The sequence below is a fragment of the Streptomyces achromogenes genome, assembly GCF_030816715.1.
Classification (GTDB): Bacteria; Actinomycetota; Actinomycetes; order Streptomycetales; family Streptomycetaceae; genus Streptomyces; species Streptomyces achromogenes_A.
Map to the genome: position 1 here is coordinate 1,124,617 of NZ_JAUSYH010000001.1, position 22,326 is coordinate 1,146,942.

Genomic DNA, 22,326 nt, shown 5'->3' on the forward strand with positions numbered 1-22,326 from the left:
CCGGCCAGTGGCCCACGACGAGCCGCCCGAGGACATCGACGCGATCGACTTCTTTCGGGACGACAGCACCGTGGCGGACCCGTACCCCTACTTCGACGCCCTGCGCGCACGCTGCCCGGTCACCCGGGAACCCCACCACGGCGTGATGATGGTGACCGGGTACGACGAGGCGGTCCAGATCGCGCAGGACCCGCGGACCTTCTCGTCCTGCCTGTCGGTGACCGGCCCCTTCCCGGGTTTTCCGGTTCCGCTGGAGGGTGACGACGTCAGCGAGCTCATCGAGCGGCACCGCGACGAGCTGCCGATGAGCGATCAGCTGCCGACCCTCGATCCGCCCGTGCACACCGCGCACCGCGGGCTGCTGATGCGGCTGATCACCCCGAAGCGGCTCAAGGAGAACGAAGCGGCCGTCCGGGAGATCGCCGACCGCATGCTCGACACCTTCCTGACCCGGGCGGAGGGCGAGTTCATCAGCGAGTTCGCCGGTCCGTTCACGCTGCTCGTCATCGCGGACCTGCTCGGCGTGCCCGAGGAGGACCGGGAGGAGTTCCTCGACAAGCTCCAACGCCGGCCGCGGGCCGGGGGCGGCATCGGCAGCACCGGCGAGGACTCCCTCGCCCACTCGCCACTGGAGTTCCTGTACGGTCGGTTCTCGGACTACATCGAGGACCGGCGCCGGGAGCCGCGCGAGGACGTTCTGACCGGCCTGGCCACCGCCACGTTCCCCGACGGCTCCCTGCCGGAGGTCGCCGACGCCGTCCGGGTGGCTGCCAACCTGTTCTCGGCAGGGCAGGAGACCACGGTCCGCCTGCTCAGCTCCGCGTTCAAGGTGATCGCCGAACGCCCCGACATTCAGACGCTGTTGCGCACGGAGCCGGACCGCATCCCCAACTTCGTCGAGGAGACGCTCCGGATGGAGAGCCCGGTCAAGGGCGACTTCCGGCTCTCCCGCGTCCCGGCCGCGGTAGGCGGGGTGGAGATCCCGGCGGGCACCACGCTGATGGTGGTCAACGGCGCGGCCAATCGCGACCCGCGCCGCTTCCAGGACCCGGCGACCTTCGACCCCGCCCGCCCGAACGCCCGCCACCACATCGCCTTCGGCCGCGGCATCCACACCTGCCCCGGCGCACCGCTCGCCCGGGCCGAGGCACGGATCGGCATCGAGCGTCTCCTGGCCCGCACCGGCGACATCCGGATCTCCGAGCGCGTGCACGGACCGGCCCACGCGCGCCGCTACCAATACCTCCCGACCTACATCCTGCGGGGCCTGACACACCTCAACCTGGAGTTCACACCCGCCGAGGGGAGCACCCGATGAAGATCACCATCGACGAGGACCGCTGCCGCGGTCACGGCGTCTGCTGCACCGTCAGTCCCGAGGTGTTCGACCTGAGCGACGACGGCTACGCCGTGACCGAACAGCCCGACGTACCGCAGGAGTTCGAGCAGGCGGCGCGCTCGGCGGCGAAGAGCTGCCCCGAGCGCGCCATCACCTGCCACTGACGCGGTTCAGGCCGGCCGTGGTGGCATCTCGAACCCGGCGACCAGTACGGCGTTGGTCTCCGCCGCCGCGTGCCGCAGCGGCTTGGCCTTCGCGTACTCGGCCGACTCATACCACTCCCGTGCCGCCTCGACCGACCCGAATTCGAGGACGACCGTCCGGTCGCCGTGCCACTGACCCTCCAGCACCTCGGGCTCTCCTTCGACGGCGAGCACGCGGGCGCCTGCCTCAGCCATCGACCGGGCGGCCGCCCGACTGTAGGCGTTCATCCCGGCCTGGTCGCGGATGGCCTCGGTCAGGATCACGTACCCCTTGGGCATGGGCATCTCCTATGCGCTACATATGACAATGATTGGGTGGTGTACGTTTTATGAGCGTCATTCGCCTTATGCGGTATACGCGTTATAACACAACCCCGTTCAACTCGGATGCCGCGCACACGAGTTGGGCCCCTGCGGCCCTCGCTCCGGGCTCTGCGGGCGCCCGGTGAGTGTCCCCGAGTTGTCGTGCGGTTTCCCTCCCGGCCCCGACTTCGCCGATCTGGCCGTTCTCGCCGAGGAACTCGGCTACGCCCGGGTGTGGATCTACGACTCCGCGCCCTTGTGGGAGGACCCCTTCGTCCACCTGGCCCTGGCGGCCCGCCGGACGACCCGCATCGGCCTGGCCACCTCGGTGCTCGTGCCGGACGAGCGCTCAGTGATGTCCATGGCGTCCGGGATCGCCACCCTCGCCCGGCTGGCGCCCGGCCGCTTCCGGGCCTGTTTCGGCACCGGCTTCACGGCCCGACTGGCCCTGGGGCAGCCGCCGATGCGGCTCGACGCCTTCGCCGAGTACGTCCGCGCCGTGCGCGGGCTCCTGGCGGGTGACACCGTTTTGCTGGACGGCGAGCCGGCACGCATGCTGCACGCCCCCGGGTTGACGGCGGCCCGCCCGTTGGACGTGCCGGTGTGGCTCAGCGTCTTCGGCCCCCGGGGCAGCGCCCTGGCCACAGGACTGGCCGACGGGATCATCGGAAGGCCACATCCCGGCCTCCCCACGGCGACCATCGTGTCCGGCACGGTCCTCGACGACGGCGAGGACGCCGGCAGCGCACGCGTGCGGGAGGCCATCGGGCCCTGGCGGGTCGTCGACTGGCACGACGCCTACGCGCGCGGCGGTGCCGAGGCGGTCGACGCCAAGCCGGGAGGGCGCGCCTGGCGGGAGGCGCTGGAGGAGGTCGCCGAGGCCGGGGAACACCGCCTGCTCGCCTTCGAGGGGCACGTAACCGACCTGACGGACCGTGACCGGCTGCTGCTGGAACACATCGACACCGCGACCATGGTCGGCGATGCCGCCCGCATCGGCCGCAAGCTGACGCGGCTTGGTGAGCTCGGCTTCCAGGAGGTCGTCTACACACCGACGGGACCCGACGTCCGGCGGGAACTGCGGGCCTTCGCCGCGACCCTGTGACGCCGCGCCGCAGCCGACCGGGTAGCCGCTCCCCCGGCATGCTCGGTAGCTCATGCGCACGTTTGGTCCAGCCGCGTGCCCCGTGCCGGGACCGGCTGCCGAGCCCCGAGGACCGGAGGCCGACGCTCGGGTTCGACCAGGCGGGGCGTTCCAGGCCGTCGGACCGCCCATGCTGTACGCCTCGGCCGTGGCGCAGATCCTTGGCCGGCATCCGGTCCGCGCTCTTCCACGGGGCAGCGCGCTGCCGGCGGAACGGACGCCGGCGAGCCGGTTGCGGGTCAGCCGCGGCTCCCTCCGGGAAGCGCTGGGCGCATGCCGGAGGACGCCGGGCCCTGGACATCCGGACCGGCAGTGGCTCTTGATCCGCGAGAGCTGCGGATGCGGTGCCGTCCCGTGACCGTCGGCAACGGGGCGGCACGCTCCGGTGGTGGCACAGGGCGCCACCCTCGGGCTCAGGCCCGTTCCAGCACGATCAGGTAGATGGCGTTCGGCGCGAGATCGACGGTCGCGGTGTGGGTCCTGCCGGGCCTGACGATCTTCTTGTCGACCAGTTGGAGGCCGGCCTTGGCCGGGTCGGAGAAGTAGTTGCTGGTGTTCTGGTCGATCCGGTACATGAGCTGGCGGACGGGACGGTTCCTGAGCTCGGACGGCATCCGGGACATGTCGATGGTGGCCCGGTAGCTGCGGTCGCCCACGTGCTGCCAGTTCCAGACCATCAAAGACGCGCCGGTCCGGTCCTTCGACGCCATCGCGTAGACGCCGTTGTCCCCTTCGAGCGCGCCCGACACGCCGGCGGACACCCTGGTGTCCTTCATCCGGGACTGCATCAGCATGGTGTTGCCGTAGGGAGTGAAGGTGTCGTTGATCGGACCGTTCGGGGTGCGGGTCACGAGCTGGTCCTTGCGCTCCTCGACCCGGTGCCGGACGCACCAGTTGAACATGTAGGTGTCCGGCTGGTTCGCGAAGTAGTAGGCGTAGGTGGCCATGCCGGCGGCCTGCCGGACGTAGTCCTTCCTGGGGTCGGTGTCGTCGTAGGCCGGACCGGGGTAGATGCCCGTCTCGGTGACGTAACTCGGGATGCGCTGGTGGATGCGACGCTCCTTCAGCCAGCCCAGCAGGGTCTCCCGCTGTGACGCCACCACCCTCAGGTCGCCCTTGTACATCGTCGGTGACTTGTACGTGTCGTCACCCCAGGTGAGGTACGCGTGGTAGGCGAGGAAGTCCAGACGCTTGTGCGGGTTCTCGTCGGCGGCGTAGTCGTCGAGGAAGGGCTTCATCCACTTCGGGTCCAGCCACGACAGCGCCGGTCCGCCGAGCTCGATACGGTCCGCGCGCCTGAGGCCCTTGTTGACCTTGTTGATCGCGTCGTAGTACGGCTCGTAGAAGCGGTACAGGTCACCCGGCTGCAGTGTCGTCCTGTCCGGCGGGATTCCCTGCCTGCGCTGGTTGCCGTAGAACTGCCAGTCCGGCTCGTTGAAGGCTTCCACGTACTTGACGCGCGGGTACTTCGCCTTGACGCTCCGCACGATCAGTTCGAGCATCGGCTCGAGGTCTTTCAGAGGCCGCTTGCCCTCGACGAAGTCCGTCGGATTGAGGTTGATCAGCACCGAGTCGGACACCGTGCTCGCGTCGGTGAGGTAGGCGTCCAGTGTGGACAGGTCGCACCGCCGGGTCTTCAGGTCGCACAGGTTGAACACGTCCAGGCCGTCCGCCGCGTTCGGGCTGCTGAGCCAGATGCGGTAGACGTCGCCGTGCAGGCCCTGCCTGTTCAGGAACTTCGCGTCGCCGGCGCGCTGGTCGGGCCACGCCGTCACGTTGCCGAAGTTGTTCAGCCGTTCCGGGCGCGGCAGTTGGCCCTCGCGCGAGCCGAAGTCGACCGAAACCGCAGCCGGGGAGAGCGAGGCGGGGGGTTCGGCCGCCTGAGCCGCGACGGACTGGACAGACGTCACGGCCAGCAGCGAAGCGGCCGCTCCGGCCAGCAATCCTCGCCGGGTGGGAAGTCTCGTACTCGGGTGCATAAGGGAGAACCTCGCTTCCATGAAGCAATGGCGGCCGCTTGCCGCGGGTGTGTGAGACCGCCGACGGCGGGGTTCAGCATAGGGGCGCTCTCTCCAAATGAGAACCTACGTCGCAACGATGGAGAACACGATTCTGACCACCGGAGAAGTGGCAGGCGCTCAGGTGCGTGCTGGTTCCATCTCGGGTCTCTCGGTGGCGAAGATGTCACGCGCTTGGGGCAGCGGGTGCGGTAGGAGCAGCCAACCGTCCGGAGGGGCGGGGGGTCTCGCCCGCGACGGCTTCGGGGAGAGCGTCGTCGTCGAGGTCCACGGCCGTGGAGCGACCGGGCGAGGCACTCAGCAACGCTCTGGATGGACACGCCGAGGGCCGACACCGGCTCGTCCAGCAGCAGCTCCGGCCGCAGCGGGAGCGCCCGCGCGATGGCGACCCGCTGCCGATCGGCCGTCGCGGCCGTGGCGAGGTCCCGTCGCCCGACGGTGATGCCGGGATGACGTGAACCAAGACGCCGAAGGGTCGTCGATGTCAAGCGAGGTGAGGGCCCGCCCCCACGGCGTCTACTCGTCGCGCGCTCCTGCCTGCCGGGTGACCGAGCGCAGCAGGGGACGGCTCAGGCCGCCGGCCGCGAGAATCCCGCCGATCCCTGCGACGCAGCACACCGCGAGAACGGTCAGGCCGTGTGCGTCGAACGACGAGTCGGCGCCGGCCAGCATCATCGAGCCCCCGCACAGCAGCCCTGCCGCGACGGCCCCGCCGGCCAGCACCGTGACCGGGATGAGCGTCTCCCGGTTCCGGGCGCGGTCCAGGACCTGTAGCGGGGTTCCTGCCAAATGCAGCAGGGCGTAGGTGCGGCGGCGGTCCAGGACGGAGGCGGCCGCGGTGATCCCGGCCGAGGTGATGGCGATCGTGAAGGTCACCACGAGGACCACTCGGGTGAGGGTGGTGAAGTCCTGGGTGAACTGTGTCTCGGACCAGTTCACGTCGGTGGTGGTGAGCGGGTACTGGTCCGGCGTCAGGCCGGAGAGCGCGGTGCGGGCGCGGTCCAGTTCGGCCGGGCCGCCGGAGACGGTGACGGTGACCTGACGGCTGTCGTAGGGAGCCGTGGCCACGAAGCCGTCGTCCACGCCGACCACGGCGCTCACGTCAGCGGCCCGCAGACGCTGTTCGGCCTGTTTCCGCACCTGCGTCACCGTGTGGACCGGTGCGGCGATGGCGAGTTGGTCGGGGCGTCCCCCCCACGGGGGAGCGCTGTTCAGGGTGAGCAGGGCGAAGAAGCCGGCGACGAAACCGGCCAGGGTGAGCCCGGAGACGATCCGCCACGCTGCCTTGGGATCGTCCAGGAGCCGACGCCCGGCCAGGAGCGTCGCGGGCCGCTTGGCCAGGGCGGTGACGATCCTGCCCAGGATTCGCACCACCCAGGGCCCCATCACGGCCAGCGCCAGGAAAACCGCGGCGAACGCGTACAGCGCCATCGAGTCGTCGCTGCCGTACTGCTTGCTGATCCAGCCGTATCCGGCGACGACGGCCACGAAGACCACCGCCCGCACGGCGCTCGCGCCACGGCCGAGGGAGCGGCGGGTCACACCCAGCGGACCGACGACCACCTGCCTGAGCCCGGCGAGCGCGCTGACGACGACCAGCGCGATCACCCCGGCCGTCACGACGAGCAACGGTCGTGCGCCGATCCACAGGTCGGCCGGGTACCAGGAGCCGCCCGCGAGCGGCAGGCTCGCCTCGGCCGGCAGCAGCACGGCGTACCCCAGGGCGCCGAGCAGCACCCCGGCCGTTCCGGTCAGCAACGCTTCGGCGGCGGTCAGCCCGGCGACACGGCCCGGGGTGGCGCCGATCAGGCGTAGCGCGGCGAGCCGCTGGTCGCGGCGGGAGACCGACAGCCGCGCGGCGGAGGCCGCCAGCACCAGCAGCGGAACGATGACAAGGACGGTGGCGACCCGGGCCACGGACTCGTACGCCTTGCCCGTGCCGTCCGTCAGCGGCGCACCGGTGAAGGACGCGATGCGGGTGGGCGAGACGATGTCCCCCACCCGGCGCGGGTCCGGCGCTCGCTCGGCGGTGACCGCCGGGTCGCCGGGGCGGTGTCCGATCACCGCGACGAGTTCACCGGGGTGGGCCAGTGCCGCGCGGCCCAGGGTTCCGGTGGGTGTGCCGGACACCGGGTGCCGGTCGGCGGGCAGCCGGTCGAGCAGGGCGCCGAACGCCGGGGAGACCCACAGTTCGCCGGGCGCGGGGAAGCGGTCCAGACCGGGTGGAGCGGGAACGGCACGTCCGGGCAGTCGGGCGACGTCCACGACGGTGACGGCTACTCCCCGGGTGAACGTGGTCCCGACCGCCTCGACCGCCACCGGGCGCGAGGACTCCACAGGGTTGCGCCAGTCGGTGCGGTCCGCGCGGTGCTGGAAGCCGAGGTTCAGCGCGACGCACAGCAGCAGCAGTGTGGTGGACACGGCCGCCGCCGCGACCGCGAGCCCAGTGGCGAGCAGGCCGGTGCGGCCGCCGGCCCGCGTGAGCCCCCAGGTCAGTGCCCAGGTGGTGCGGTCCAGTGCCCTCATCACCGGATCCCCGCCTCCGCGTCGGTCCCGGTTGCCGTCCGGGCCCCGGACTCTGTCTCTGTCTCTGTGTGAGACTCGGCCAGCCTGCCGTCACGGACCTGCACCGTGCGGTCGCACCAGCGGGCCACGTTCGCGTCGTGGGTGACCAGGACGAGGGCGGCGCCCTGGCGGCGGCTGACGTCCGTCAGCAGGTGGATCACCTCCATGCCGGTGGCCTGGTCCAGTGCGCCGGTCGGTTCGTCCGCGAAGATCACTTTCGGGCGGCCGACCAGGGCCCGGGCGATGGCCACCCGCTGCGCCTGGCCGCCGGAGAGCTGCCCCGGACGCCGGCCCTCCAGACCTTGCAGGCCCAGCGGCCCGAACCACTGCCGGGCTTCCTCGACGGCCGTCCGGCGTGCCGTGCCGCCGAGCATCAGCGGCAGGGCGACGTTCTCGTCGGCGGGCAGTTCCGGCAGGAGTTGGCCGGACTGGAAGACGAAGCCGAACGCGGTGCGGCGCAGCTCGCTGCGGGCCGGCTCGCCGAGCCGGTCGATGCGCTTGCCGTCCAGCAGCACCTCGCCGGAGTCGGGTCGTTCGATGCCGGCCAGGCAGTGCAGCAGGGTGGATTTGCCGGAGCCGGACGGGCCCATGACGGCCAGTGACTGGCCGGCCATCACGTCGAGGTCGACCCCGGCCAGGGCGCGGGCCGTGCCGTAGGACTTGAACAGGCCGGTGCCGGCCAGGACTGCGGAGGAGGTGTTCATCGGTTGCTCTCCCCGGGGGAGGCGGTGTTCAGCCGTTGCATGCCTTCACTTTCGGCGCGCGCGGCGACCGGCCGGCTCGGCCGGACGGCCGGTTGTGGGGGCCGGACATCGGCCATTCGGCCGAGGCACCTGGGAAGCGCCCATTCCGTATCCTGCGAGGCGTGAACTCCGAAAGTCCGCTGCCCGGCAGGGCGCTGATCGCCGTCGGCTGGATCGTCCTAGGCCTGCTGGGGCTGCTCGACGTGTTCGCCAACGGGGTGCCCGACTACCACGGGACGAGCTTGCTGCCGATGATGTCAGGGCCGCTCATCTGCGTGGCGCTGCTGTGGCCCGCTCGCCGAGCGACCGTGCGGGTACGCGCCGCGGTCGTCGCCGGCGGCTCGCTCGTCCTCACGACCGTGATCGCCACCTTGGCAAGCCCGGACAGCAACGGTACGTTCGGGCTGCTGGAGAGTGCCGCTCTGCTGGTGCTGCTCTCCCGCACGGTGGCGGCCGTGCCGCGCACGAAGACCGCGGCGGTCGCGGCGGCAGCCCTGGCTGTGGCGGTCATGGCGATGCCGCTGCGCTCTCTGCCGACGGACATCCACTACGGCAGCGACAACTCCGTCACCGGGTCCCTGCTGATGACGCTCGCCGTCGGCCTGGCTCTCGCCTGGGGCCTGCGGGCAGGGCTGCTGGAGGAGCAGCGGGCTCGCGACATCGCCGCCGTACGCCAGCGTCAGCGCCTGGAACTCGCCCACGACCTGCACGACTTCGTCGCCCACCACGTCACCGGCATCGTCGTCCAGGCCAATGCCGCGCTGCTCCTTCAGCACACCGCGCCGGAGCAGGTCGGGCCGCTGCTGGAGAACATCAGCCGGTCCGGATCGGAGACGCTGGACTCGATGCGCCGCCTGGTGCGGGTCCTGCGCGAGGACGACCACCAGGGCATCCGGCCCGGTGAGGTGTGGGCGGAGATCGCCCGCCTGGTCTCCGCGTTCGCCGAGGACGAGGCGGGCGTCCATTTCCACGTCGGCGCGGCGGCCCGCGAGGTACGGCTCGCCCCCGAGGTTGAGACCTCCGTGCACCGCGTCGTGCAGGAGGCCCTGACCAACGTGCGCCGCCACGCGTACGGTGCCGCGGTGGCCGTACGGGTCGACCTGGCCGGGTCCCGGCTGCGGGTCGAGGTGCACAACACCGCGCCAGGTGGTCGCCATTCGGGCCCGGTGGGCGGGCGCGGCGGCTTCGGGCTGGTCGGTTTGCGCGAACGCGTCGAAGCGGTGGAGGGCACGCTGACCGCCGTCCCCACCGACGACGGCGGCTGGCGCGTGACCGCCGACTTCCCCGTGCTGGCCGCTGTGGCAGGATCACCGGCGTGAACGACACGGCGATCCGGGTACTGATCGCGGACGACCAGGAACTGGTCCGCATGGGCTTCCGGCTGATCCTCGACGCACAGCCCGGCATCGAGGTGGTCGCCGAGGTCGCCGACGGCGCCGCCTGCGTGGAGCTGGCCCGCCGGTTGAGCCCGGACGTGTGCCTGGTCGACATCCGGATGCCGAAACTGGACGGCCTGGACGTCACCCGTGCCCTGGCGGGACCCGGAGTCCACCACCCGACGCGGGTCGTGGTGATCACCACGTTCGACCAGGACGACTACGTGCACACCGCGCTGCGCAACGGGGCCTGCGGCTTCCTGCTCAAGGACGCTCCGCCCAGCCTGCTGATCGAGGCGGTGCGTGCCGCCGCCCGCGGCGACGCGCTGGTCTCCCCCGCCGTCACCGTCCGGCTGCTGAAGCAACTGTCCGCCACGCGACCCGCCCCGGACGCCGACAGTCCCCTCACCGACCGCGAGCTGGACGTGGCCCGGCTCGTCGCGGTGGGCCGCACCAACCAGGAGATCTGCGAGCAACTGGTGGTGTCACTGTCCACCGTCAAGACCCACCTGGCCAACATCCAGCAGAAGATCCACGCCCGCAACCGCGTCGAGATCGCCGCCTGGGCCTGGGAGTCCGGCACGGTGCGGGCACGGTAGGACCGGCTGCGCAGCCGCTGCGAACCGGTAGTTCGGACGGCGTGTATCGATGTGTCCCTACGATCGGAACCAGACGGCGCAGGCCCGGCCGGCCGGCATCGCCAACTCCTTGCTGCCGGATTCTCAGTAGCGCTGGGCCCGTGGTCCCGGTCCATGTCCGAGAGTGTCGTGTATGCCGGAGGGGCGTGGCAGGCCCTGCCGACGCGCCCACAAGTGGCGACGGTCAAGAGGGAACCGGACGGTGAGTCCCTCGCGCAGGTGCTGCCGTGCCAACTGGCCAGTGCCCGCACGGTGGAGTCCGTTGTCGTGGTGAACCGGGTGTGCCGGCACGTGACCGCCCGCACCAGAGCCCCTGTGGGGATTCAGACCGAGCTGAACGACATCGCCGACGGCGCCGGTCGGCGACCCCACCAGCGCCCCCGCCGTCTCGTCCATCTCGACTCCGACGAGACTGCGTGGTATTCGCCCTTCTTCGACCGCTGCTTCTTCGACCGCTGGTTCTTCGACCGCTTCTCGCCGCCGGGCTCAGGGTCTTCGTGGTTGCGGCCCTGACCGGCTCCGTGCTGTTCGGCTCCGTGCCGTTCTGCCCCGCAATGACGCCCTGTGCGCCGCAGGGGAGAACGTTCCATCCCATGGCACACGCCTGCGCTGAGTCCCCGAGTGGCCGCGGACACGCAGAAACTGGGACGGCGGAGCCGACCCGGCGATGGGATGCTCCCCCGCCGCCCCTGACCTCTACGTTCGCGACCGGAGCGGAAGCGGCGTAGTGCCCGAGCCCAATCAGAACGCTTGGGCTTCGTGCTGCCGCCCATATGCCCCACCACGTACGCGGGGCGAACCTCGTGTGGCACACGAGGAGGCAGTGCAGTGATTCCTGAGACGACGATTCCTGAGACGACGCGCATCCGGGCCACAAGGCCCCGGGTGGCCACGCTGAGCGAGTACGCCATCGACGCCGAGCGCGGGTTCGTGCCCGGCGAGGACCCGGTGGACGCGTTGCCCGTGTACTACGAGCCCTGGGAACGGCTCGGCCGGAACATCGCGGCCCTGATCATGACCGGACGTCTGCGCCCGGCGGTGGAGTCGCTGCCCGTCCTGATTCCGGACCGGCTCCGGTCGGCGGGGGAGCAGGAGCGGGCCATGCTGCTGCTGTGCTGTCTGGCGAACGCGTACGTCTGGGGCGCCGAGAGCCCCGTGGACACGCTTCCGGCACCGGTGGCGCGGCCCCTGCACGCACTCGCCCGGGAACTGGACCGGGCACCGATCGCCGCCCACGCCTCCATCGTCCTGAACAACTGGCGGCGCATCGACGCCGGTGAACCGCTGAGCATGTCCAACATCGACACCCAGGTGACGTTCCTCGGCGGTGTCGACGAGAAGTGGTTCTACCTGGCGACGGTGGGTGTCGAGCTTGCCGGCGCCCCAGGGCTGTCCCTGCTGGTCCAGGCGCAGCATGCCGTAGCGGCCGAGGACCATGCCCGCCTCACCGAGGCGCTGTTCGGCATCCGCAGTGTCGTCGACCAGGTGACGGACGCGTTCCTCGACGTGGAGAGCTGGTGCGACCACTACGTCTTCTACCACCGGATCAGGCCGTTCCTCACAGGTTGGTCCGCGCCGGGACTGCGGTTCGAGGGCGTGGACCGGGAACCGCTGGTGCTGGCCGGCGGAAGCGCCGCGCAGAGCTCCCTCATCCAGGCCTTCGACGCCGGACTCGACATCCCGCACGAGCACGAGTCGACGGCGGGTTTCCTGACCGGCATGCGCGCGTACATGCCCGCGCCGCACCGACGTTTCCTCGAGGACCTGGAGGCCGGTCCGTCGGTACGCGGCTATGTAGCACGGCACCGCAGCATCTCTCCGCGCCTGTGCGTCGCCTACAACGGGGCGGTGGAGTCCCTCGTCCGGCTCAGGGCCCAGCACATCGGCATCACCGGGCGCTACATCAAGCGGTTCCAGCGCGACGAGGAGACCGCCAAGGGCACCGGCGGCAGTGATTTCGTCAGCTTCCTGAGGAAGTCGCGCGAGGAGACCACCGAACGGCTGCTGCCATGACGGCGCGGGTGTACGGGGACTTCGACCAGGCGCAGTTGGACGCCCAGTACTCCCCCAGCAGCCTGGTGGGCGACATCCAGCCGTTCCTGGACGACTACGCCCAGAGCAGTCGTCTGGCTCGGCACGAGCTGGCCCCCGTGGCCCGTCGAGACCTTCGTTTCGGGCCGAGCCCCGACGACCTGCTGGATGTCTACGGTCCCTCGGGACCGGGCAAGGACAGCCGGCCCGCCCTGTTCTTCGTGCACGGCGGGTACTGGCAGCAGTTGTCGAAGGAGGACTCCGCGTTCCCGGCTCCCGCCCTGGTGGAGGCGGGCGCGGTCTACGCGACCCCGGACTACACGCTGGCCCCGCGGGCCAGGCTCTCGGACATCGTCGACCAGGTACGCAGGGCCTTCGCCTGGTTGTGGCACCGCGCGGCTGACCACCGTATCGACCCCGGGCGGATCGTGGTCGCCGGGTCGTCGGCCGGGGCCCATCTGGCCGCCATGCTGCTCGCCACGCGCTGGCGGCAGTGGGGTCTGCCCGCCGCCCCCATCGCGGGCGCCTTGCTGTTCGGCGGCATCTACGACCTGGCCCCGGTGCGACAGACCTACGTCAACGACGTCGTCCGCATCGACGCCGGCGAAGTCCGGGACTGCAGCCCCCTGTTCCTGACCGGGGTGCGCTGCCCCGTGGTGATCGCCTGGGGAGAGCGTGAGACGGACGAGTTCAAGCGGCAGTCCTCTGTGTACGCGGCGCATCTGCGCCGGCAGGGGTGCCACGTCACCGCGTTCGAGCAGCCCGGACGCAACCACTTCGACTCACCCATGGACCTCGGCACGCCCTCCACCCGGGCGCACGCCGAGACGCGCCGGCTGCTGGGCCTGCCGTCCGCGTAAGGCCTGCCGCCCACCTGGCTCAGCCGTCCATCCAGATCCGCCGTTCGCGTCGGCCCGCAGTCCACGCGAACGGCCACACCGCCCGGTCCGGCCGCGCCGGTCCACCGGCTAGACATCTGAGGAAGTGCACACCTTGCTCACTCACCTGACCGCCTCGGAAGGCGAGGCCCACCAACTCGACGAAGCCCTGCCGGGCCACCGGGAGTTGTTCCACCTACCGCCCGCCGACGGCGGCGGATACCCCGAGGCGGCGTACTTCGCGGGCAACTCCCTCGGCCTGCAGCCGAAGGCCGTCCGGACCGAACTGATCGAAGACCTGGCGGACTGGAGCCGCTTCGGCGTCGAGGGCCACCACGACGCCGTCCGCCCGTGGTTCGGCTACCACCGGCTGCTGACCGAACCGGCCGCACGTCTGGTCGGGGCGCTGCCCGAAGAGACCGTCGTCATGAACTCCCTGACGGTGAACCTGCATCTGCTGATGGTCTCCTTCTACCGCCCCCGGGGCGAGCGCACCCACATCGTGATCGAGGACAGCGCCTTCCCCTCCGACAGCTACGCCGTGCGCAGCCACGTACGGTTTCACGGGCTCGACCCGGACGAGGCGGTCATCAGGCTGCGTCCGCGCCCGGGAGAGGACTGCCTGCGCACGGAGGACGTCGTCGACTTCCTCGACCGCCAAGGACACACCGTGGCGCTGGTGCTGCTGGGCGGCGTCAACTACCTCACGGGCGAGCTGATGGACATCCCCGCCATCACCGCCGCCGGGCACGCCGCGGGTGCGACGGTCGGCTGGGACCTGGCCCATGCGGCCGGCAACGTCCCGCTCCATCTGCACGACTGGAACGTCGACTTCGCCGCCTGGTGCTCCTACAAGTACCTCAACTCCGGCCCGGGGGCCCTGTCCGGGGTGTTCATCCACCAACGGCATGTCACCGACCGCACCCTGCACCGCTTCGAGGGGTGGTGGAGCACCGACGCCACCACCCGGTTCCTGATGGAACCGGTCTCCAGCCCGCCCGCCACGGCCGACGCGTGGGCCATCTCCAACCCGCCGGTCCTCGCCATGGGACCCGTGCGCACCTCCCTGGACATCTTCGACACCGTCGGCATGGTGGCGCTGCGCAAGCGCAGCGAGAAGCTGACCGGATACCTGGAGGGGCTGCTCGACGAGGTCACCGCGACCCGTCCGCTGACGGTGATCACCCCCAGGGACCCGCGGCGCCGGGGCTCCCAGCTGTCGCTGCGCGTCGGCGGTACGACGGCGGGCGCTCTCGCCCGGACGCTGCGCCACGAGCGCGGAGTCATCGCCGACGCCCGCGAGCCGGACATCATCCGGCTGGCTCCGGTGCCGCTGTACTCCACCTTCCACGACTGCTGGCGGGTCGCCGACGCGCTGGCCCACTCCGTATCGGAGGAGAGATGACCCAGACCGGCAACGTGACGCCCGTCCCGCAGGGACCGCCCCCCACCACACGCGGTGACCGGCAGCCCACGGGCGAGCTCACCCGTTCACTCACCCACCGCCAGACCACCATGATCGGCCTGGGCTGTGCCCTGGGCACCGGCCTCTTCCTGGGATCCGGCTCGGCCATCGGCACAGCCGGTCCCGCCGTGATCCTGTCCTACATCGCCGGGGCGGTACTCGTCGCCATCATCGCCCGGGTGCTGGGCGCGATGACCATCGTCCATCCCGTGCGCGGCACCTTCGGGACCATCGCCCACCTCTACCTCGGCCCGTGGGCGGGCTTCCTCGTCCGGTGGCTGTTCTGGGCCGGGACGACGGTGGCCATCGGCGGTGAGGTGGTGGCGGCGGCGATCTACATCCGCTACTGGTGGCCGCAGGCCCCGATGCTCCTGCTCATCGCGGCCGTGGCCGCCTTGGTGCTGGGGGTCAACATCGTCAGCGTCAGGTCCTTCGGCCTCGCGGAGTTCTGGCTCTCGAGCGTGAAGGTGACCGCGGTGGTGGTGTTCATCGCCGCGGGTCTGCTGCTGGTGTTCGTCGGGCTGCCGCACACACCGGCCGCCGGCCTGGGCAACCTCACCTCCGATGGCGGCTTCTTCCCCCACGGACCGCAGGCCGTCTGGGCGGCCCTGTCCGTCGTGATGTTCGCCTTCGTGGGCTTCGAGACCACCTCCATCTCGGCGGCGGAGACGACCGACCCCACGCGGTCCATCCGCACCGCGATGCGCGCACTCGTCTGGCGCCTCGGACTGTTCTACATCCTGTCCATCGGCATCATCGTCACCCTGGTGCCGTGGCGGGACACCGCAGGCGGCGACGGGAGCATCACCGGCAGCCCGTTCGTCCGCGTCTTCAGCCAGATCGGCATTCCTGCCGCCGCCTCACTGACCAACGCCATCGTGCTGATCGCGGCGATCTCCTCGGCCAACGCCCAGCTCTACGCGGCCAGCCGCTTCCTGCACTCGCTCGGCCACGACAGATGCGCCCCCGCTGTGCTGGCCCGTGTGGACACTCGCGGGGTCCCGGTGCGGGCCCTGGTGGTCTCCGCCGCCGGCATCGTCGCGGCAGCCCTGCTCGCCGCATTCGGGGTCGACAGCGTCTTCAACGTGCTGGTCTCCGTCGCCATCTTCTCCGTCCTCCTGGTGTGGCTGCTGATCCTCGCCTCCTATCTCGCCTTCCGTCGCTCCGACGCCCCGGCGACGGGGCAGGGCCTGCGGGTGTGGGGCGGGGCGTGGACGGCCTGGGCCGGTATCGCGGGTGTGCTGGCGGTGGCCGCGACCGCCGCGGTGGTGCCCGTGATGGCGCAGGCCGCCTGGGTCGGCACCGGCTTCACCCTCGCCCTGCTGCTGGTGTACGCCCTCAGGGTGCGCCACGTGGTGAACCGCCACACGAGGGCCGCGCCTAGCGAGGAGGCCGTCGATGCGTGATCAGCCGTTCCTCCCACCGGAGCCCCGGACAGACGCGACAGCCGCCGGAGGCAGCACCCCGCACTCACCACCGACGATCGGCCGCCGCAGGCCGATGCGGCTCGATCACGCATCCGGCTCCCTCCGGACCACCGCGGCGCCCGCCCCGCTGGAGGCACCCCATGCCCACTGAAACCGTGCCCGTCATCCGCAACTTCGTCGGCGGCGCCTTCGCGGAACCCGACCCCGAACGCTGCTTCACCAAGACCAACCCGGCCACCGGCACGCCGTTGGCCACCGTGCACGAGGCGGACCGGGCCCTGGTGGACCGCTCGGTCCGTTCGGCCCGTGGCGCACTGGAGGACGGCTGGGCCGATACTCCCGTCCGGGAGCGCACGGCGCTGTTGCGCCGGGTCGCCGACCTGATCGAGGAGCGCTTCGAGGACTTCGTGGCCGCGGAGGTCGGCGACACGGGCAAGCCCGTGACGCAGGCCCGTGAACTCGACGTCGCCCGCGCTGTCGCCAACTTCCGCGCGTTCGCCGACATCGTGGCCGCCGCCGGCCAGGACTCGTTCCTCACCGACCTGCCGGGCGGGCGCCGCGCCCTGAACTACGCGGTGCGCAAGCCACTGGGCGTGGTGGCCGTGATCGTGCCGTGGAATCTGCCTCTGCTGCTGCTCACCTGGAAGGTCGCCCCCGCGCTCGCCTGCGGCAACGCGGTGGTCGTCAAGCCCAGTGAGGAAACCCCGTCCACCGCCACCCTGCTGGCCGAGGTGCTGGCCGACGCCGGTCTGCCCGCCGGGGCGTACAACGTCGTGCACGGCTTCGGCCCCGGCTCCGCGGGCGAGTTCCTGGTGACCCATCCGGGCGTGGACGGCATCACGTTCACCGGATCGTCCGCCACCGGATCCGAGGTGATGCGGGCGGCGGCGCCCGGGGTTCGCCCGGTGTCCTTCGAACTCGGCGGCAAGAACGCAGCGATCGTCTTCGACGACGTCGACGTCGAGGAGGCACTCGACGGCCTCTCCCGGTCGGTCTTCACCAACACAGGTCAGGTGTGCCTGTGCACCGAGCGGCTCTACGTCCACCGGGCCGTGTTCACGGACATCGTCGACGGCCTGGCCGAGCGAGCCGCCCGGCTGCGGCTCGGCGACCCGTTCAGCGCCCGCACCACCACCGGCCCGCTGATCTCCCACGAGCACCGGCGCAAGGTACTGCGCTACTTCGACCTGGCAGAAGCCGCCGGCGCCAAGGTGGTCGCCGGGGGCGGGACACCGGACCTCGGGCCGGACCTCGACGGCGGCGCGTGGATCGAACCCACCCTGTGGACCGGTTTGACCAACGCCGACCGCCCCGTACGCGAGGAGATCTTCGGACCCGTCGCCGCCCTCATCCCCTTCGACACCGAAGAGGAGGCCGTCGCCCTGGCCAACAACACCCCCTACGGTCTCGCCGCCGCGGTGTGGACCAACGACCTGCGCCGCGGCCACCGGGTCGCCCAGCGCATGGAGGTGGGCATGGCCTGGGTCAACACCTGGTTCCTGCGCGATCTGCGCTCGCCGTTCGGCGGTGCCGGGCTGTCCGGTATCGGCCGGGAGGGCGGCGCCTCCTCGCTCCACTTCTACACCGAACCGACGAATGTGTGCGTGCAGCTGTGAGGACCGACATCGACACCCACCCCGACGCCTCGGGCCCACGGGCCGGAGACGGCCCCGGCGACGCGGTCGAGGCCGCCGTGTCCCGCCTGACCGGCGCTGCGGCCACCCGAACGCCCTGCGCACCCGTACGCGACCTACTGAGCGATACCGGCATAGACGCCGCGTACGAGGTTCAGCGCCGCCTGGCCGCCGCGCGGACGGCCGCGGGAGCACGCCGTGTCGGCGCCAAGATCGGCCTGACCGCGCCCGCCGTGCAGGAGCAGTTCGGCGTCTTCGAACCCGACTTCGGGATGCTCTTCGACGACATGGTGTTCGCCCACGGTGAGCCTGTGGCGCTGGACCGGTTCGTGCAGCCGCGGGCCGAAGGAGAGATCGCCTTCGTCCTCGACAGCGACCTGGACCTGCCGGGTGCCACTGTCGCGGACGTCCTGCGGGCCACCGCCTTCGTCGTGCCGGCCATCGAGATCGTGGACTCCCGCATCAGCCGGTGGGACCTGACCATCGCCGACACCGTCGCCGACAACGCCTCCAGCGGCGCCGTCGTGCTGGGTACCGTCCCGCACACCCTGAACGGCCTCGACCTGGCCCAGGTCGGGATGACGCTGTACCGGGACGAGGAGCCCGTCTCCTTCGGCGCGGGCCACGCCTGCCTCGGTTCTCCGGTCGTCGCCGTCACCTGGCTGGCCCGCGAGCTGGCCCGACGGGGGCAGCCCCTGCGCGCCGGTGACGTGGTGATGTCCGGTGCCCTGGGCCCGATGGTGGAGATCACCGGCGGGGGCCGGTACCGCCTGGAACTGGATGGACTCGGCAGTGTCGAGTCGCGGATCGAGGAGAACGTATGAGCACCGAAGCCGCGACCGCGGCCGGCGGCGTCAAGGTCGCCATCCTGGGCTCGGGAAACATCGGCACCGACCTGATGATCAAGGTGCTCCGGCAGTCGGAGATCCTGCGGACGGCGGCCATGGCGGGTATCGACCCGGCCTCCGAGGGCCTGGCCCGCGCCCGGCGCCTGCAGGTGGCCACCACCCACGAGGGGATCGACGGTCTCGCCGCGATGGACGAGTTCGCCGAGGTCCGCATCGTGTTCGACGCGACCTCGGCCGGCGCCCACAGGCGCCATGCCGAAGTCTGCCGCGAACACGGCAAGCTGATCATCGACCTCACTCCGGCCGCGTCGGGGCCCCTCACGGTCCCCTCGGTGAACCTGGAGAAGCACCTCGCCGCCGACGACGTCAACATGGTCACCTGCGGCGGGCAGGCCACCGTACCCATCGCCGCGGCCGTCTCCCGGGTGGTCCCGGTGGCCTACGCCGAGATCGTGGCCTCCCTCTCCTCCCGTTCCGCCGGCCCCGGCACCCGTGCCAACATCGACGAGTTCACCGAGACCACCAGCCGGGCGCTGCGCGAGGTCGCGGGCGCCGACACGGCCAAGGCCGTCATCGTGCTCAACCCGGCCGACCCGCCGGTGGTGATGCGCAACACCGTCCTCTGCGTCGTCGAGGACGCCACGGCCGGCACGCTCGAGGCCATCGAGGACTCGGTGCGGCAGACCGTGCGGGACGTCCAGGAGTACGTGCCCGGCTACGAACTCGTGCAGGACGTGCAGTTCGACGCCCTGCACGAGGTGTGGATCCCGCACCTGGGCCGTCATGTGACGGGCACGCAGGTCACCTGCTTCCTGCAGGTCCGCGGCGCGGGCCACTACCTGCCGGAATACGCCGGCAATCTCGACATCATGACCTCCGCCGCCCTGCGGACGGCCGAGCGCATGGCCGAACTCCGAGGATGGGTGAGCTGATGCACATCTACGTACAGGACGTGACCCTGCGGGACGGCATGCACGCCGTCGGACACCGCTACACCACCGCCCAAGTCCGTGACATCGTGGCCGCCCTCGACCGCGCCGGGGTCGACGCCATCGAGGTCGCTCACGGCGACGGTCTCGGCGGCTCCAGCGCCACCTACGGGTTCGGGGCCCACACCGACGACGAATGGATCCGGGCCGCGGCCGAGGTGATCGAGAACGCCACCCTGACCACTCTGCTGCTGCCGGGCATCGGCACGATCGCCGACCTGCGCCGTGCCAGGGACCTCGGGGTGGGCAGCGTGCGCGTGGCCACCCACTGCACCGAGGCCGACATCAGCGCGCAGCACATCGCCTGGGCACGCGAGAACGGGATGGACGTCTGCGGCTTCCTGATGATGAGTCACATGGCCACTCCGGCCCGGCTCGCCGAGCAGGCACGGCTGATGGAGTCCTACGGCGCCCACTGCGTCTACGTCACCGACTCCGCCGGGCGGCTGACCATGACCGATGTCGCCGTACGCGTCGACGCCCTGCGCCAGGTCCTCGCCGAGGACACGCAGATCGGCATCCACGCCCACGAGAACCTGTCGCTGTCGGTCGCCAACAGCCTCACGGCCGTCGGGCACGGGGCGCTGCGCGTGGACGTCGCCCTCGCCGGACAGGGAGCCGGGGCCGGGAACTGCCCCGCGGAGCCGTTCGTCGCCGTGGCGGACCTGATGGGCTGGCACCACGGCTGCGATCTGCTCGCCCTCCAGGACGCCGCCGAGGAGCTCGTCCGGCCCCTGCGGGAACGGCCCGTCCAGGTCGACCGCGACACCCTGACGCTCGGCCGGGGCGGGCGTGTACTCCAGCTTCCTGCTGCACGCGGCCCGGGTCGCGGCGCGACACGGGATCGACTCCCGTCATCTGCTGCAGGAGGCCGGCCGCCGTGGCCTGGTCGGCGGCCAGGAGGACCTGCTCACCGACATCGCCCTGGACCTGGTCCGGGCCTCCACCACGGCCACGGACCAGTGCGTCACGGCAGAAGGTGCGGCATGACCAACCCCAGCCATCTGGAACTCGCCCATCGTCTGGACACTGCCCGCAACGGCCGGAGCCCCATCCCCGGCATCACCGACACCCACCCCCTCGCCATCGACGACGCCTACGCCGTACAGGACGCCCTGGTCGGCCTGCGGAAGGCCACGGGGGAGCGGCTCACCGGCGTGAAACTCGGCTTCACGAGCAAGGCGAAGATGGCGCAGATGGGCGTCTCCGAGGTCATCGTGGGACGTCTGACCGACGCCATGCGGATCGGCGACGGCGCGGAGCTGGACCTGTCGGACCTCATCCATCCCCGGGTCGAGCCGGAGGTGGCGTTCCGGCTGAGCGAGTACGTCGATCTCGACGACCCCACGACGGAGATCGAAGCGTGCGTGGACGCGGTGGCCCCGGCCCTGGAGGTCATCGATTCCCGGTACCAGGACTTCCGCTTCACCGTCACCGACGTCGTCGCCGACAACACCTCGGCCGCCGCCTACGCCGTCGGCGCCTGGCGTCCGCTGGGCGATGTGGCGAACAAGGCGGTGCGGCTGCGCACCCCACAGCGGGAGGCCGTCGGATCCACCGCGGCGATCCTCGGAGCGCCCCTGGCCGCCCTGCACGCCCTGCTCGCCATCTGCCGCAAGCGCCGCATCCCCCTCGCACCCGGACAGATCGTCCTGGCCGGCGCCGCCACCGCCGCCCTGCCGCTCACCGCCGGCGTCACCGCGTGCCACATCGCGGGGCTCGGCATCGTCACGCTGAAAGGCCGCTGATGCACACCGCACACGTCGTCGACGGACTGGCCACCCCCCGGGGGCGCTTCCCCCACGTCAAGGTCGTCGGTGACCTCGTCTTCGTCTCCGGCGCCAGTTCCCGCAGGCCGGACAACACCTTCGAGGGCGCCGAGGCCGACGCCCTGGGCACGACCACCCTGGACATCCGTGCCCAGACCCGCGCCGTCATCGGGAACCTGCGGGCCATCCTCAAGTCCGTGGGCGCCGGCCTGGAGGACATCGCCCAGATCACGACCTACCTGGTCTCCATGAACGACTTCGGCGGCTACAACGAGGTCTTCGCCGAGTACTTCGACGTCGACGGCCCCACCCGCACCACGGTCGCCGTCCACCAGCTGCCGCACCCGCACCTGCTCATCGAGATGCAGGCCATCGCCACCCTCACCCACCACCGCCAGGGCCACTGACCCGCTCATCCCGGAAGGACACCGTCATGACCACCATCCCCGAGGTCATCCACTTCCAGAAGTGGATCGCTGACCACGCCCACCTGCTCAAGCCGCCCGTCAACAACCGCACCATGGCCCTGGGCACGGACTTCATCGTGCAGGTCGTCGGGGGCCCCAACCAGCGCACCGATTACCACGTCGACCCGTACGAGGAGTGGTTCCACCAGCTGCGCGGCAGCATGTACGTCAACGTCATGACCGAGGACGGGCCGCACTCCGTGCCCATCCGGGAGGGAGAGACCTGGCTGCTGCCCGGGAACCTCCCGCACTCCCCGCAGCGCCCGGAAGCCGACAGCATCGGCCTGGTCATCGAACGCGTCCGTGAGCCGGGCACCCTGGAGAAGTTCCAGTGGTACTGCCCCCAGTGCCACGCCCTCATCCACGAGGTGGAACTCCAGGTGACCGACATCATGGCCGACCTGCCTCCGGTCTTCGCCGCCTTCTACGACGACCCGCAGGCGCGCGTCTGCGGCGCCTGCGGGACCGAGCACCCCGGGAAGGGATGAC

20 protein-coding genes and 1 pseudogene are annotated in these 22,326 nt (G+C 71.1%); 17 read left to right on the forward strand and 4 right to left on the reverse strand.

Annotated elements, in window-relative coordinates:
* The first annotated feature begins 7 nt into the window (after positions 1–7).
* Together QF032_RS05015 and QF032_RS05020 are read left to right on the forward strand one after the other, a co-directional pair.
* Positions 8–1,318 (forward strand): cytochrome P450, encoded by a 1,311-nt coding sequence (locus QF032_RS05015; RefSeq protein WP_307055076.1) that lies wholly within the window; start codon positions 8–10, stop codon positions 1,316–1,318.
* Positions 1,315–1,503 (forward strand): ferredoxin, encoded by a 189-nt coding sequence (locus QF032_RS05020; protein ID WP_307040396.1) that lies wholly within the window; start codon positions 1,315–1,317, stop codon positions 1,501–1,503. Before QF032_RS05015 ends, QF032_RS05020 begins: the two co-directional genes overlap by 4 nt.
* 6 nt (positions 1,504–1,509) lie before the next feature.
* Here the strand turns inward: QF032_RS05020 and QF032_RS05025 are convergent, their stop codons facing one another.
* Positions 1,510–1,821 (reverse strand): DUF1330 domain-containing protein, encoded by a 312-nt coding sequence (locus QF032_RS05025; RefSeq protein ID WP_307040398.1) that lies wholly within the window; start codon positions 1,819–1,821, stop codon positions 1,510–1,512.
* 166 nt (positions 1,822–1,987) lie between these two features.
* On the opposite strand from QF032_RS05025, the gene QF032_RS05030 reads away from it, so the two are divergent.
* Positions 1,988–2,950 carry an LLM class flavin-dependent oxidoreductase gene (locus QF032_RS05030; RefSeq protein WP_307055078.1) on the forward strand — a complete coding sequence of 321 codons (963 nt, stop codon included), beginning with the start codon at positions 1,988–1,990 and terminating at the stop codon, positions 2,948–2,950.
* 452 nt (positions 2,951–3,402) lie between these two features.
* Here QF032_RS05030 and QF032_RS05035 read toward each other — a convergent pair whose 3' ends face one another.
* From QF032_RS05035 to QF032_RS05050, 3 genes are all read right to left on the reverse strand, one after another.
* On the reverse strand, positions 3,403–4,899 hold the full coding sequence (locus QF032_RS05035) for a hypothetical protein (RefSeq protein ID WP_307055079.1): 1,497 nt from the start codon (positions 4,897–4,899) through the stop codon (positions 3,403–3,405).
* Between the two features lie 624 nt (positions 4,900–5,523).
* Complete coding sequence (locus QF032_RS05045) at positions 5,524–7,533, reverse strand: FtsX-like permease family protein (RefSeq protein WP_307055081.1); 2,010 nt, start codon at positions 7,531–7,533, stop codon at positions 5,524–5,526.
* Positions 7,533–8,276, reverse strand: a complete 744-nt coding sequence (locus QF032_RS05050; RefSeq protein ID WP_307055083.1) for an ABC transporter ATP-binding protein — start codon at positions 8,274–8,276, stop codon at positions 7,533–7,535. The genes QF032_RS05045 and QF032_RS05050 overlap by 1 nt, the downstream gene beginning before the upstream one ends.
* A 161-nt stretch (positions 8,277–8,437) precedes the next feature.
* Here QF032_RS05050 and QF032_RS05055 point away from each other — a divergent pair, with 161 nt between their 5' ends.
* From QF032_RS05055 to QF032_RS05120, 14 genes and pseudogenes are all read left to right on the forward strand, one after another.
* Entirely contained in the window at positions 8,438–9,634 is a 1,197-nt protein-coding gene (locus QF032_RS05055; protein WP_307055084.1) for a sensor histidine kinase, read from the forward strand.
* Positions 9,631–10,290, forward strand: a complete 660-nt coding sequence (locus QF032_RS05060) for a response regulator (protein ID WP_307055086.1) — start codon at positions 9,631–9,633, stop codon at positions 10,288–10,290. Before QF032_RS05055 ends, QF032_RS05060 begins: the two co-directional genes overlap by 4 nt.
* 153 nt (positions 10,291–10,443) lie before the next feature.
* A complete protein-coding gene (locus tag QF032_RS05065) occupies positions 10,444–10,842 on the forward strand; it encodes a hypothetical protein (RefSeq protein ID WP_307040412.1) in 399 nt (132 codons plus the stop codon).
* A gap of 372 nt (positions 10,843–11,214) precedes the next feature.
* Entirely contained in the window at positions 11,215–12,342 is a 1,128-nt protein-coding gene (locus tag QF032_RS05070) for an indoleamine 2,3-dioxygenase (RefSeq protein ID WP_307040414.1), read from the forward strand.
* Positions 12,339–13,220: an alpha/beta hydrolase gene (locus QF032_RS05075; RefSeq protein WP_307055088.1), complete on the forward strand. Its 882-nt coding sequence runs from the start codon at positions 12,339–12,341 to the stop codon at positions 13,218–13,220. The genes QF032_RS05070 and QF032_RS05075 overlap by 4 nt, the downstream gene beginning before the upstream one ends.
* Positions 13,221–13,344: 124 nt before the next feature.
* Positions 13,345–14,643 (forward strand): kynureninase, encoded by a 1,299-nt coding sequence (kynU, locus tag QF032_RS05080; RefSeq protein WP_307055090.1) that lies wholly within the window; start codon positions 13,345–13,347, stop codon positions 14,641–14,643.
* Positions 14,640–16,109, forward strand: coding sequence for an amino acid permease (locus QF032_RS05085; RefSeq protein ID WP_307055092.1), 1,470 nt, complete (start codon positions 14,640–14,642; stop codon positions 16,107–16,109). The genes kynU and QF032_RS05085 overlap by 4 nt, the downstream gene beginning before the upstream one ends.
* Positions 16,110–16,270: 161 nt before the next feature.
* Positions 16,271–17,746 carry a 2-hydroxymuconic semialdehyde dehydrogenase gene (locus tag QF032_RS05090; RefSeq protein ID WP_307055094.1) on the forward strand — a complete coding sequence of 492 codons (1,476 nt, stop codon included), beginning with the start codon at positions 16,271–16,273 and terminating at the stop codon, positions 17,744–17,746.
* Positions 17,743–18,588: a 2-keto-4-pentenoate hydratase gene (locus QF032_RS05095; protein WP_373430294.1), complete on the forward strand. Its 846-nt coding sequence runs from the start codon at positions 17,743–17,745 to the stop codon at positions 18,586–18,588. Before QF032_RS05090 ends, QF032_RS05095 begins: the two co-directional genes overlap by 4 nt.
* A complete protein-coding gene (locus QF032_RS05100; RefSeq protein WP_307055095.1) occupies positions 18,585–19,544 on the forward strand; it encodes an acetaldehyde dehydrogenase (acetylating) in 960 nt (319 codons plus the stop codon). The genes QF032_RS05095 and QF032_RS05100 overlap by 4 nt, the downstream gene beginning before the upstream one ends.
* Positions 19,544–20,591: pseudogene (gene dmpG, locus QF032_RS05105) on the forward strand (4-hydroxy-2-oxovalerate aldolase). Before QF032_RS05100 ends, dmpG begins: the two are co-directional and overlap by 1 nt.
* Entirely contained in the window at positions 20,588–21,349 is a 762-nt protein-coding gene (locus QF032_RS05110; protein ID WP_307040428.1) for a 2-keto-4-pentenoate hydratase, read from the forward strand. The pseudogene dmpG and the gene QF032_RS05110 overlap by 4 nt, the downstream one beginning before the upstream one ends.
* Positions 21,349–21,777: a RidA family protein gene (locus QF032_RS05115; protein ID WP_307055097.1), complete on the forward strand. Its 429-nt coding sequence runs from the start codon at positions 21,349–21,351 to the stop codon at positions 21,775–21,777. The genes QF032_RS05110 and QF032_RS05115 overlap by 1 nt, the downstream gene beginning before the upstream one ends.
* 26 nt (positions 21,778–21,803) lie before the next feature.
* On the forward strand, positions 21,804–22,325 hold the full coding sequence (locus QF032_RS05120; protein WP_307040433.1) for a 3-hydroxyanthranilate 3,4-dioxygenase: 522 nt from the start codon (positions 21,804–21,806) through the stop codon (positions 22,323–22,325).
* Position 22,326: the final 1 nt, after the last annotated feature.